The following is a 12226-nucleotide window of genomic DNA, read 5'->3' on the forward strand; positions in this document are numbered from 1 at the left end:
AAGGCCCTCCACATGGCAACCCGCACCCCGCTGATGGCGGGCAACTGGAAGATGAACCTCAACCACCTCGAGGCCATCGCCCACGTCCAGAAGCTCGCCTTCGCGCTGAACGACAAGGACCACGAGGCCGTCGAGGTCGCGGTCCTGCCCCCCTTCACCGACCTGCGCTCGGTGCAGACCCTGGTCGACGGCGACAAGCTGAGGATCCGCTACGGAGCCCAGGACATCTCGGCGCACGACTCCGGCGCGTACACCGGAGAGGTCTCCGGCGCCATGCTCGCCAAGCTGAACTGCACCTACGCGGTGATCGGCCACTCCGAGCGGCGCCAGTACCACAACGAGACCGACGAGCTGTGCAACGCCAAGGTCAAGGCCGCCTACAAGCACGGTCTGACGCCGATCCTGTGCGTCGGCGAGGGCCTGGACGTCCGCAAGGCGGGCAACCAGGTCGCGCACACGCTCGCCCAGGTGGACGGCGCGCTCGACGGCGTCCCCGCCGAGCAGGTGGCGGGCATCGTCATCGCCTACGAGCCGGTGTGGGCCATCGGCACCGGCGAGGTCGCCACCCCCGAGGACGCCCAGGAGGTGTGCGGCGCCGTCCGCGGCCGGCTGGCCGAGCTGTACGGCCGGGAGACGGCCGACTCGGCCCGCATCCAGTACGGCGGATCGGTGAAGGCGGGGAACGTCGCCGCGATCATGGCGCAGCCCGACGTGGACGGCGCGCTGGTCGGCGGAGCCTCGCTGGACGTGGACGAGTTCGTGAGGATCGTCCGCTTCCGCGACCAGTAGCGGACCGGCAACGCGACCGGCGGCCGGTGACGGCGGGCCGCGCACGTCGTACCCTGTCGGGGCCGGGAGCGGGCACACCAGCGCCTCCCGGCCCCGTACCCTGCAAGTCCCCAGAGTTTTCCACAGTCATCCGTCCGAGAGAGTTGGTCCAGCCGTGATCATGGGGTTCTCCATCGCCCTCGTCGTCTTCAGCCTGCTGCTGATGCTGCTCGTGCTGATGCACAAGGGAAAGGGCGGCGGCCTCTCCGACATGTTCGGCGGCGGCATGCAGTCCACCGTCGGCGGCTCCTCGGTCGCCGAGCGCAACCTCGACCGCATCACGGTCGTGGTGGGCCTGATCTGGTTCGCCATCATCGTCGCGCTCGGCATTCTGATGAAGCTCGACTCCTGACGCGGTCCGGCTTTCCCGGCCTATCATGTGGCTCGCGTCCAACGGGCCCGGGAGCGGTAACTCCGGTCCGTGGACGTGCGTTGGGCCCTACGTACACTGGGGCACCCGCAGCGGAGCCGCCTGTCGATGCTCCGCGGCATCATGAGGCAGGGAGTTACGACCGTGGCAAGTGGCAACGCGATTCGGGGAAGCCGGGTCGGAGCGGGGCCGATGGGAGAGGCCGAGCGGGGCGAGTCCGCGCCGCGCATCCGCATCCCCTTCTGGTGCTCGAACGGGCATGAGACCCGGCCCAGCTTCGCCAGTGACGCGCAGATCCCGGAGACCTGGGACTGTCCGCGCTGTGGTTTCCCGGCCGGCAAGGATCGGGACAACCCACCGGACCCGCCGCGCACCGAGCCGTACAAGACGCACCTGGCGTACGTGCGCGAGCGACGCAGCGACGCCGACGGCGAGGCGATCCTCGCCGAGGCGCTGGCCAAGCTCCGCGGCGAGATCTGACCGCGCGAACGGGCCGTCGTTCCATTAGGTTGGGACGCGGCGGGGTTCGTCACGAGAGAAGTGGACTGAGTTCGCAGATGAACGCTGAAGGCCGCGGAAGGCTCGACCGTATGCCGCAGTGGCAGGCGCTGGCCAGGCACCGCGAGGAACTGGGCGAGGTGCACCTGCGAGAGCTGTTCGCCGAGGACCCACGGCGAGGCGAGCGGTACGGCGTCCAGGTGGGGGACCTGTACCTGGACTACTCCAAGAACCTGGTCACCGACGAGACGCTGCGTCTGCTGCGCGAGCTGGCCGAGGCCGCCGGCGTCGCCGGGCTGCGGGACGCGATGTTCCGCGGCGAGAGGATCAACACCACGGAGCGGCGGGCCGTGCTCCACACCGCCCTGAGGGCCCCGCGGGACGCGGTGATCGAGGTGGACGGGGAGAACGTCGTCCCCGCGGTGCACGCCGTGCTCGACAGGATGTCCGACTTCGCCCGCAGGGTGCGCGCCGGGGAGTGGACCGGCCACACCGGCAGGCGGATCAGGAACGTCGTCAACATCGGCATCGGCGGTTCCGACCTGGGGCCCGCCATGGCCTACGAGGCGCTGCGCGCCTACACCGACCGGGAGTTGGACGTCCGCTTCGTGTCCAACGTGGACGGCGCCGACCTGTACGAGGCGCTGCGGGACCTGGACCCGGCCGAGACGCTGTTCGTCGTCGCCTCCAAGACCTTCACCACGATCGAGACCATCACCAACGCCACCTCGGCCAAGGACTGGCTGCTCCAGGGCCTGGGCGCCGGCGAGGACGCGGTGGCCCGGCACTTCGTGGCGCTGTCGACCAACACCGAGGCGGTCGCGAAGTTCGGCATCGACACGGCCAACATGTTCGAGTTCTGGGACTGGGTCGGCGGGCGCTACTCCTACGACTCGGCCATCGGCCTGTCGCTGATGATCGCCATCGGCCCGGACCGCTTCCACGAGATGCTGGACGGCTTCCGCACCGTCGACGAGCACTTCCGCACCGCGCCGCCCGAGGAGAACGCCCCGCTGCTGCTGGGCCTGCTGGGCGTCTGGTACGGCTCCTTCTTCGACGCGCAGTCGCACGCCGTGCTGCCCTACAGCCACTACCTGTCGAAGTTCACCGCCTACCTCCAGCAGCTCGACATGGAGTCCAACGGCAAGTCGGTCGACCGGCGGGGCGAGCCGGTGGACTGGCAGACCGGCCCGGTGGTCTGGGGCACCCCCGGCACCAACGGCCAGCACGCCTACTTCCAGCTCCTCCACCAGGGCACCAAGCTGATTCCCGCGGACCTGATCGGCTTCGCCCGGCCGGTGGACACCCTGCCGCCCGCGCTCGCGGCCCAGCACGACCTGCTGATGGCCAACCTCTTCGCCCAGGGCCAGGCCCTGGCCTTCGGCAAGACCGAGGAGGAGGTCCGCGCGGAGGGCGTCGGGGAGGAGCAGGTGCCGCACCGCACGTTCCGGGGCAACCGCCCCACCACGACGATCCTGGCCGCCGAACTGACCCCGTCGGTGCTGGGGCAGCTCGTCGCGCTGTACGAGCACAAGGTGTTCGTCCAGGGCGCGGTCTGGAACGTCAACTCCTTCGACCAGTGGGGCGTGGAACTGGGCAAGGCCCTCGCCAAGCGCATCGAGCCCGCGCTGACCGAGGGCGCGCGGGTGGAGGGGCTGGACGCCTCCACCTCGGCCCTGGCGGCCCGCTACCGGGCGCTGCGCGGCCGCTGACGCCCACGACGGGCCCGCACCGTCGGAACACGGACGGCGGCCCCGCTCCCGTCACGGGAGCGGGGCCGCCGCTTGGGGCCCGGCCGTCTCCTCCGGCCGGGCCCGGTCACTCCCGCGCGGAGGCGGGGAGACGGGCCGCCGCCGCCTCGTCGAGGATCCACAGGGTGCGCTCGCGGCCCCGGGCGCCGGAGGCGGGGGTGCGCAGCGGATCCGCGCCCTCCAGCGCGGCGGCGACCGCCTCCGCCTTGTCCTCGCCGGCCGCCAGCAGCCAGACCTCCCGGGCCGCCCGCAGGGCCGGGAGCGTGAGGGAGATCCGGGTCGGCGGCGGTTTGGGGGCCTCCAGGACGCCGACCACCGTGCGCTCCTCCTCCCGTACGGCCGGGTGCCCGGGGAAGAGGGAGGCGACATGGGTGTCCGGGCCCAGCCCCAGCAGCAGGACGTCGAAGGCCGGCACCCGGGGCGCGGCAGTGTTCCCGGCGTTCCCGGCGCTCGCAGTGTTCCCGGTGTTCCCGGCGCTCGCAGCCTCGGCCAGCTCGGCCGCGTACGCCGCGGCGGCGGACGCCGCGTCGGCGCCGTACGGCCCGTCGGAGGCGGGCATCGGGTGGACGCGCGCCGGGTCCAGCGGGACCGCGTCCAGGAACGCCTCGCGCGCCTGGGTGTGATTGCGGTCCGGGTCGCCGTCGGGCAGGAACCGCTCGTCGCCCCACCACAGGTCGACGCGGGACCAGTCCACGCCGTCCCGGCCCGGCGCCTGGGCCAGGGCCGCCAGCAGGGCGTTGCCGTTGCGGCCCCCGGTCAGCACGACGGACGCGCCGCCGCGGGCGGTCTGGGCGTCGGCCAGGGCGGTGATCAGACGTGCCGCCGTGGCCCGGGCCATCCGCTCCTTGTCGGGGTGGACGACGACCCGCGGGGGCCGGGAAGGAGCCTGTCCGGGGACGGTCACCGGGCCTTCCCCTTCCCCTTGCCGCCGGACCCGCCGGACCGGTCCACGACCGCCTCGCCGGGGCTCTCCGCTGCCGCCCCGCCGTTCCGCCCGGCCTTCTTCCCGCCGGTCCCGGCCTCCTGCCCGGCGTCCCCGGCGGGCTCCGCCGTGGACTCCGCCGCCGTCGGCCCGGGGGCGTGCAGCCGGTCGACGCCCAGGCGGACCGCCCGGGCGTAGGTCTCGTCCGGGTCCAGCCGCCGCAGTTCCTCCGCGATCAGCTCGGCCGTGGAACGCCGGTGGAGGGCCACGTTCCGGTCGGGCTGGCCGGGTACGGACAGCTTCGCCAGCGCGCCGTCGCCGCGGGTCAGGCAGATGTCGCCCTCGTCCGTCACCAGCCGGACGGCCGTGAGGCCCGGGCCGTCGGAGACCGTGCGGTCCACGGGGACCTCCAGCCGGTCGGCGAGCCAGAGCGCCAGCAGCTCGTTGCTGGGGTTGTACTCCTCGCCCCGGACCTCCGCCCCGGTGATCCGGGCCTGCTTCTGGTCCAGTGCGGCGGCCAGCACGCTGCGCCACAGGGTGATGCGGGTCCAGGCCAGGTCGGTGTCGCCGGGCGCGTAGGTGTCGGCGCGCCGGCCGAGGGTGGCGACCGGGTCCTCGGTCTCCGCCGCGTCGGTGATCCGGCGCTGGGCGAGGGCGCCCAGCGGGTCCTTCGAGGGGTACTCGGGCGCGTCGGCGGGCCACCAGACGACGACCGGGGCGTCCGGCAGCAGCAGCGGCAGCACGACGCTGTGGGCGTGGGGGGCCAGCTCGCCGTGGAGCCGCAGCAGGACCGTCTCCCCGGTGCCGGTGTCGCCGCCCAGCCGCACCTCGGCGTCGAGCCGCGCCATGGCGCGGTCCCGGGGGGAGCGCCCCGGGCGCCGGATGACGACCAGGATCCGCGAGGGGTGCTCCTTGGACGCCTCGTTGGCGGCCTTCAGCGCGTCGTAGTGGCTGCCCTCGTCCGTCACGATCACGAGCGTGAGCACCATGCCGATGGCCGGGCTGCCCATCGCCCGCCGCGCCTGCACCAGAGCGGCGTTGATCTGGCCGGACGTGGTGTCCGTGAGGTCGATGTTCATGGCCGCCGCCAGCTCCGTCCGTCGCGTGCGAGCATCTCGTCGGCCGCCTGTGGACCCCAGGTCCCGGCGGTGTACGGCTCGGGCCTGCCGTGCGCCTCCCAGTACTCCTCGACGGGGTCGAGGATCTCCCAGGACCGCTCGACCTCCTGGTGCCGGGGGAAGAGGTTGGCGTCGCCCAGCAGGACGTCCAGGATGAGCCGTTCGTACGCCTCGGGGCTGGACTCGGTGAAGGACTCGCCGTAGGCGAAGTCCATCGTCACGTCCCGGATCTCCATCGAGGTGCCGGGCACCTTGGAGCCGAACCGGATCGTGACGCCCTCGTCCGGCTGCACCCGGATGACCAGGGCGTTCTGGCCCAGTTCCCGGGTGTCGGTGGCGTCGAAGGGGGAGTAGGGGGCGCGCTGGAAGACCACCGCGATCTCGGTCACCCGGCGGCCCAGCCGCTTGCCGGTGCGCAGGTAGAAGGGGACGCCCGCCCAGCGGCGGTTGTCGATCTCCAGCTTGATGGCGGCGTAGGTGTCGGTCCGGGAGGCGGGGTCGATGCCCTCCTCCTCCAGGTAGCCGGGCACCCTCCGGCCGCCCTGCCAGCCGGCCTGGTACTGTCCGCGCACGGTGTAGCGGCCCAGGTCCTTCGGCAGCCGCACGGCGTTGAGCACCTTCAGCTTCTCGGTGACCAGCGCCTTGGCGTCGAAGGAGGAGGGCTCCTCCATGGCGGTCAGGGCCAGCAGCTGGAGCAGGTGGTTCTGGATGACGTCGCGCGCCGCGCCGATGCCGTCGTAGTAGCCCGCGCGGCCGCCGATCCCGATGTCCTCGGCCATCGTGATCTGCACGTGGTCGACGTAGGAGCGGTTCCACAGCGGCTCGAACATCGTGTTGGCGAAGCGCAGCGCCAGGATGTTCTGGACGGTCTCCTTGCCCAGGTAGTGGTCGATCCGGAAGACGTCGGACTGGCGGAAGACCCGGTGGACGACCTGGTTCAGCTCCTGCGCGCTGGCCAGGTCGTGGCCGAAGGGCTTCTCGATGACCGCGCGGCGCCAGGAGCCCTCCGGGGCGTCGGTCAGCCCGTGCTTCTTGAGCTGCTGGAGGACCGTGGGGAAGAACTTCGGGGGCACCGAGAGGTAGAAGGCGAAGTTGCCGCCGGTGCCGCGCGTCTTGTCCAGGTCCTCGATGGTCGCCTTCAGGGAGCGGAAGGCGTCGTCGTCGTCGAAGACGCCGGGCACGAACCGCATGCCCTCGCCGAGCTGCCGCCAGACCTCCTCGCGGAAGGGGGTGCGGGCGTACTGCTTGACGGAGTCGTGCACGACCTGGCAGAAGTCCTGGTCCTCCCAGTCGCGGCGGGCGAAGCCGATCAGGGAGAACCCCGGGGGCAGCAGACCCCGGTTGGCGAGGTCGTACACCGCCGGCATCAGCTTTTTCCGTGACAGATCGCCCGTGACGCCGAAGATCACCAGGCCCGACGGCCCCGCGATGCGCGGGAGCCGCCGGTCCTGTGCGTCACGCAGCGGGTTGGCTGCGCTGGTCACCTGCGTCATGCCTCCTTCGGGGCGAGACGCTTCAGCTCGGCCTCGGTGGAGGCCAGCAGGTCGTTCCAGGCCTTCTCGAACTTCTCGACGCCCTCCACCTCCAGCAGCTCGACGACCTCGTCGTAGTCGATGCCGAGCTTGGCGATCGCGTCGAGGTCGGCGCGGGCCTGCTCGTAGGTGCCGCGCACCGTGTCGCCCGTGACCTCGCCGTGGTCGGCGACGGCCTTCAGGGTGGCCTCCGGCATGGTGTTCACGGTGCCGGGGGCGACCAGCTCGGTGACGTAGAGGGTGTCGGGGTAGGCCGGGTCCTTCACGCCGGTGGAGGCCCACAGCGGACGCTGCCGGTTGGCGCCGGCGGCCTCCAGGGACGTCCAGCGGTCGGAGGCGACGACCTCCTCGTACGCCTGGTAGGCCAGCCGGGCGTTGGCCAGCGCCGCCCTGCCCTTGAGCGCCAGGGCCTCGTCGGTGCCCAGGGCGGTCAGGCGCTTGTCGATCTCGGTGTCCACCCGGGAGACGAAGAACGACGCCACGGAGTGGATCTTGGACAGGTCCAGGCCCTTCTCCCTGGCCTTCTCCAGACCCGCGACGTAGGCGTCCATCACCATCCGGTAGCGCTCGATGGAGAAGATCAGCGTGACGTTGACGCTGATGCCCGAGGCGATGGTCTCCGTGATCGCCGGGAGGCCGGCGCGGGTGGCCGGGATCTTGATGAAGGTGTTGGGGCGGTCCACCAGCCAGGCGAGCTGCTTGGCCTCGGCGACCGTCGGCTGCGTGGCGTGGGCCAGCCGCGGGTCCACCTCGATGGAGACCCGGCCGTCCAGACCGCCGGTGGCGTCGAACACCGGGCGCAGCACGTCGGCGGCGTCCCGGACGTCGGCGGTGGTGATCATCCGGATGGCCTCCTCCACCGTCACGCCGCGCGAGGCCAGGTCGGAGAGCTGCTGGTCGTAGCCGTGCCCCTCGGAGATGGCCTTCTGGAAGATCGACGGGTTGGTGGTGACGCCCACGACGTGCTGCTCGTCGAGCAGCTCGGCGAGGTTGCCGGACGTGATGCGCTGGCGCGACAGGTCGTCCAGCCAGATCGCCACGCCTTCGTCCGTGAGGCGCTTGAGTGCGTCTGTCATGGGAAATGCATCTCCTGATTCTCTGCCTAGTGGTGCCCGGTGGCGCCTGCGGCGTCCCGTCGGTGTCAGCTCGCGGCGGCGGCGACCGATTCCCGGGCGGCGGCGACGACGGCCTCCGGGGTCAGTCCGAACTCGCGGAAGAGCACCTTGTAGTCGGCCGAGGCGCCGAAGTGCTCCAGGGAGACGATCCGTCCGGCGTCGCCGACGTACCGGTGCCAGGTCAGCCCGACACCGGCCTCGACCGCCACGCGGGCCTTCACCGACGGCGGCAGCACGCTGTCGCGGTACTCCTGCTCCTGCTCCTCGAACCACTCCAGGCACGGCATCGACACCACCCGGGTGGGAACGCCCTCGGCCTGGAGGGTCTCGCGGGCGGCGACGGCCAGCTGCACCTCGGAGCCGGTGGCGATGATCACCACCCGCGGCTCGCCGCCCTCCGCCTCGGCCAGCACGTAGCCGCCGCGGGCGGCGTCCTCGTTCGGCTCGTAGGTCGGCACGTTCTGGCGGGTCAGCGCGATGCCGTGCGGGGCCGGGCGCTCGCTGTGGCGGCGCATGATCTCGCGCCAGGCGATGGCCGTCTCGTTGGCGTCGGCCGGGCGGACCATGTTCAGGCCCGGAATGGCGCGCAGCGCGGCCAGGTGCTCCACCGGCTGGTGGGTCGGCCCGTCCTCGCCCAGGCCGATGGAGTCGTGCGTCCACACGTAGGTGACCGGCAGCTTCATCAGCGCCGCCAGCCGCACCGCCGGACGCATGTAGTCGGAGAAGACCAGGAACGTGCCGCCGTAGATCCGGGTGTTGCCGTGCAGCGCGATGCCGTTCATGGTGGAGCCCATGGCGTGCTCGCGGATGCCGAAGTGGATCGTGCGGCCGTAGGGGTTCGCCTCCGGCAGCGGGTTGTCCGCCGGCAGGAAGGACGACGAGGCGTCGATCGTGGTGTTGTTGGAACCCGCGAGGTCGGCGGAGCCGCCCCACAGCTCGGGGAGCACGCCGCCCAGCGCCTTGAGCACCGCGCCGGACGCCTTGCGGGTCGCCACGTCCTTGCCCGCCTGGAAGACCGGCAGGGCCTTCTCCCAGCCCTCGGGGAGCTTCCCCGCGGCGATCCGGTCGAACTCGGCGGCGCGCTCGGGGTTGGCCTCGCGCCACTCGGCGAACCGCTTGTCCCACTCGGCGCGCGCCTCGCGGCCCCGGTCGACCACCTTGCGGGCGTGGGCGAGAACCTCGTCGGCCACCTCGAAGTGCTTCTCCGGGTCGAAGCCCAGCACGCGCTTGGTGGCGGCGACCTCCTCCTCGCCCAGCGCCGAGCCGTGCGACGCCTCGGTGTTCTGGGCGTTCGGCGCGGGCCAGGCGATGATCGTGCGGGCGGCGATGATCGAAGGACGCCCGGTCTCCTCCCGCGCCGCCTTCAGGGCCGCGTACAGCGCCTGCACGTCGAAGTCGCCGTTGGGCGCCTGCTCGATGCGCTGGACGTGCCAGCCGTACGCCTCGTACCGCTTCAGGACGTCCTCGGACAGCGCGGTCGCGGTGTCGCCCTCGATGGAGATGTGGTTGTCGTCGTACAGGGCGACGAGGTTGCCCAGCTTCTGGTGGCCGGCCAGCGAGGACGCCTCGGCGGAGATGCCCTCCTCCAGGTCGCCGTCGGAGACGATCGCCCAGATGGTGTGGTCGAAGGGGGAGGTGCCGGGAGCGGCGTCCGGGTCGAACAGCCCCCGCTCGTAGCGGGCGGCCATCGCCATGCCCACGGCGTTGGCGATGCCCTGCCCCAGCGGGCCGGTGGTGGTCTCGACGCCGACCGTGTGGCCGTACTCCGGGTGGCCGGGGGTCTTGCTGCCCCAGGTGCGGAATGCCTTCAGGTCGTCCAGCTCCAGGCCGTAGCCGGACAGGTAGAGCTGGATGTAGAGCGTCAGGCTGGTGTGGCCCGGGGAGAGGACGAACCGGTCCCGGCCGGCCCATCGCGCGTCCGACGGATCGTGCCGCATCAGCTTCTGGAAGAGCAGGTACGCCGCGGGGGCCAGGCTCATGGCCGTACCCGGATGGCCGTTGCCGACTTTCTGTACGGCGTCCATGGCCAGAACCCGGGCGGTGTCGACAGCCCGCCGGTCCAGTTCGGTCCACTCGAGGTCTGTGGTGGTCGGCTTGGTGCTCACCCTGAGTCAGGGCTCCTCTCCACATGTCGAAGGCCGGTGTCGGTTGGATCACACCGGGCGCTGTCGAGCGTACCCCCGCCGGTGTTCCCCCTTTTCGGCCGCTCATCCTTTGGATGAGGGGCCGAAGGGGCCGGTGTGCGAAACACCTCAAACCGGGTGCGCGCCCGGGGTCCGGCGGGCATGTGATGACCACGGAGCGCACATGAGCGACGCGTTTGACGACCACGGAGCGCACATGAGCGAGGTCGTCCCGCGAGGACCGTCCTCACGCTCCGTGACACGCGCCGGGACGGCTCCGGGGCCGCCGCGCGGCGGCCCCGGAGCCGCCCCCTCCGGGTGCGGTGCGCGCGTGGTCCGGGTGTGGCGTACACCAACACGGGCCACCCCGGGGCGGAGCGGCATATGGCCAGCGTCTACAGTGGCGTGGTACGCGCGGGTCGTGTCCGGATCCTCCGGCCGTGGCCCGTCTGTTCCCACGCGGCGCGAGCCGCGCTTGTCGCATTGTGATCAGGGGTGTCCGTGACGGCCGTCGAATCCCGTCCCGCGGGTGGGGATACCGCCCACTCCCGGAGGGCCGTGGGGGAGCTCGAAGCGAGCCCGGTGCGCCGGCCGCTCGGAGCCCGTGTCAAGGGCTTCGTGGCGCTGACCAAGCCGCGGATCATCGAACTGCTGCTGATCACCACCATTCCGGTGATGTTCCTCGCCGAGCAGGGCGTCCCCGACCTGTGGCTGGTCCTGGCCACCTGCGTGGGCGGCTACCTGTCGGCGGGCGGCGCCAACGCGCTGAACATGTACATCGACCGGGACATCGACGCCCTGATGCACCGCACCGAGCGGCGTCCGCTGGTGACGGGGATCGTCTCGCCGAGGGAGGGGCTGGTCTTCGGCCTGGTCCTGGCCGTGGTCTCCACCCTGTGGTTCGGTCTGCTGGTCAACTGGCTCTCGGCCGCCCTCTCCCTGGGCGCGCTGCTGTTCTACGTCGTCGTCTACACGATGATCCTCAAGCGGCGCACCGCCCAGAACATCGTCTGGGGCGGCATCGCGGGCTGCATGCCGGTCCTCATCGGCTGGTCGTCGGTGAAGAACGAGGTCAGCTGGGCCGCCGTCGTCCTCTTCCTGGTCATCTTCTTCTGGACGCCGCCGCACTACTGGCCGCTGTCGATGAAGGTCAAGGACGACTACGCGCGCGTCGGAGTGCCGATGCTCCCGGTGATCGCGGGCAACCGGGCCGTGGCCCGGCAGATCGTGGTCTACAGCTGGGTCATGGTGGCCGTCTCCCTGTCCCTGTGGCCGCTGGGGTACGTCGGCTGGTTCTACCCGCTCGTCGCGGGCGTCGCGGGCGCCTGGTGGCTGTGGGAGGCCCATGCCCTCCACGCCCGCGCCAAGGCCGGGGTGACGGGCGCGAAGCTCAAGGAGATGCGGCTGTTCCACTGGTCCATCACCTATGTGTCGCTGCTGTTCGTGGCGGTGGCGGTGGACCCCTTCCTGCGCTGACGCCCGCGCCGTCGCGGGCGGGCCGCAAGTGGCGCAGGCCACGCGCGGCCCCGGTCGCCAGGTGATCTACCCGTGGGTAGCATCCTGTTCATGGCCAAGACACAGCAGGCGGAAGAGACCCGGCCCGACGCGGGGGCCCAGCGCCGGGTGACCAAGCTCGCCAAGGAGATCACCGCGTTCGCCAAGGAGCGCGGCGGCAGCGCCGACGGCCAGATCGCCTACATCGGGCAGCGCGGTGTGCGCCTCGTCCTCGTCGGCGCCGACGGCGGCTGGGGCGACCTGGTGGCTCCCTCGCGGGAGGTCGCGGAGCAGGCCGCCGAGAAGGCCGGGGTCACCCTCCACGAGGCCCTCGACGGCGACCTCGCCGCCCGCATCCGCACCGGCCCCTACGAGTGGGAGCGGATGGCCGGCATCCAGCTCGGCGGCCCGAGGGACCGCTGAGACCGCCCCCGGAGCACGGAGCCGGGCCGGAGCCGAAGGGCTCCGGCCCGGC

The 12226-nt window shown here is 71.9% G+C and carries 11 protein-coding genes; 6 read left to right on the forward strand and 5 right to left on the reverse strand.

Annotated elements, in window-relative coordinates:
* Positions 1–12 precede the first annotated feature (12 nt).
* From tpiA to pgi, 4 genes are all read left to right on the forward strand, one after another.
* The gene (tpiA, locus tag ABD358_RS15820; protein WP_344631648.1) at positions 13–789 is read left to right on the forward strand and encodes a triose-phosphate isomerase; all 777 of its coding nucleotides are present in this window, start codon (positions 13–15) and stop codon (positions 787–789) included.
* A gap of 154 nt (positions 790–943) precedes the next feature.
* Positions 944–1180, forward strand: coding sequence for a preprotein translocase subunit SecG (gene secG / locus ABD358_RS15825; protein WP_344631649.1), 237 nt, complete (start codon positions 944–946; stop codon positions 1178–1180).
* Between the two features lie 162 nt (positions 1181–1342).
* A complete protein-coding gene (locus ABD358_RS15830) occupies positions 1343–1678 on the forward strand; it encodes an RNA polymerase-binding protein RbpA (RefSeq protein WP_344631650.1) in 336 nt (111 codons plus the stop codon).
* A 77-nt stretch (positions 1679–1755) separates the two neighbouring features.
* Positions 1756–3408, forward strand: a complete 1653-nt coding sequence (gene pgi / locus ABD358_RS15835; protein WP_344631651.1) for a glucose-6-phosphate isomerase — start codon at positions 1756–1758, stop codon at positions 3406–3408.
* A 106-nt stretch (positions 3409–3514) separates the two neighbouring features.
* Here the strand turns inward: pgi and pgl are convergent, their stop codons facing one another.
* The 5 genes from pgl to tkt all read right to left on the reverse strand — a co-directional run bounded on the left by pgl (position 3515) and on the right by tkt (position 10239).
* The gene (pgl, locus tag ABD358_RS15840; RefSeq protein ID WP_344631666.1) at positions 3515–4285 is read right to left on the reverse strand and encodes a 6-phosphogluconolactonase; all 771 of its coding nucleotides are present in this window, start codon (positions 4283–4285) and stop codon (positions 3515–3517) included.
* A 62-nt stretch (positions 4286–4347) separates the two neighbouring features.
* Positions 4348–5448, reverse strand: a complete 1101-nt coding sequence (gene opcA / locus ABD358_RS15845) for a glucose-6-phosphate dehydrogenase assembly protein OpcA (RefSeq protein ID WP_344631652.1) — start codon at positions 5446–5448, stop codon at positions 4348–4350.
* On the reverse strand, positions 5445–6980 hold the full coding sequence (zwf, locus tag ABD358_RS15850; RefSeq protein ID WP_344631653.1) for a glucose-6-phosphate dehydrogenase: 1536 nt from the start codon (positions 6978–6980) through the stop codon (positions 5445–5447). Before zwf ends, opcA begins: the two co-directional genes overlap by 4 nt.
* Positions 6977–8095: a transaldolase gene (gene tal / locus ABD358_RS15855; protein WP_344631654.1), complete on the reverse strand. Its 1119-nt coding sequence runs from the start codon at positions 8093–8095 to the stop codon at positions 6977–6979. Before tal ends, zwf begins: the two co-directional genes overlap by 4 nt.
* 65 nt (positions 8096–8160) lie before the next feature.
* Positions 8161–10239, reverse strand: a complete 2079-nt coding sequence (gene tkt, locus ABD358_RS15860; protein ID WP_344631655.1) for a transketolase — start codon at positions 10237–10239, stop codon at positions 8161–8163.
* Positions 10240–10758: 519 nt separating this feature from the next.
* On the opposite strand from tkt, the gene ABD358_RS15865 reads away from it, so the two are divergent.
* Together ABD358_RS15865 and ABD358_RS15870 are read left to right on the forward strand one after the other, a co-directional pair.
* Positions 10759–11733, forward strand: a complete 975-nt coding sequence (locus tag ABD358_RS15865) for a heme o synthase (protein WP_425576344.1) — start codon at positions 10759–10761, stop codon at positions 11731–11733.
* A gap of 90 nt (positions 11734–11823) precedes the next feature.
* A complete protein-coding gene (locus tag ABD358_RS15870; RefSeq protein ID WP_344631657.1) occupies positions 11824–12174 on the forward strand; it encodes a hypothetical protein in 351 nt (116 codons plus the stop codon).
* The last annotated feature ends 52 nt before the right edge of the window (positions 12175–12226 follow it).

Origin of the sequence: Streptomyces glaucosporus, from assembly GCF_039533345.1 — a bacterium.
Lineage (GTDB): Bacteria > Actinomycetota > Actinomycetes > Streptomycetales > Streptomycetaceae > Streptomyces > Streptomyces glaucosporus.

What these genes read in the sequence shown, in the direction of transcription:
- tpiA (WP_344631648.1), top strand. Translation starts at nt 13, where the DNA reads ATGGCAACCCGCACCCCGCTGATGGCGGGCAACTGGAAGATGAACCTC.
- pgl (WP_344631666.1), bottom strand. Translation starts at nt 4,285, where the DNA reads ATGGCCCGGGCCACGGCGGCACGTCTGATCACCGCCCTGGCCGACGCC.
- ABD358_RS15870 (WP_344631657.1), top strand. Translation starts at nt 11,824, where the DNA reads ATGGCCAAGACACAGCAGGCGGAAGAGACCCGGCCCGACGCGGGGGCC.
- opcA (WP_344631652.1), bottom strand. Translation starts at nt 5,448, where the DNA reads ATGAACATCGACCTCACGGACACCACGTCCGGCCAGATCAACGCCGCT.
- pgi (WP_344631651.1), top strand. Translation starts at nt 1,756, where the DNA reads ATGAACGCTGAAGGCCGCGGAAGGCTCGACCGTATGCCGCAGTGGCAG.
- tal (WP_344631654.1), bottom strand. Translation starts at nt 8,095, where the DNA reads ATGACAGACGCACTCAAGCGCCTCACGGACGAAGGCGTGGCGATCTGG.
- zwf (WP_344631653.1), bottom strand. Translation starts at nt 6,980, where the DNA reads ATGACGCAGGTGACCAGCGCAGCCAACCCGCTGCGTGACGCACAGGAC.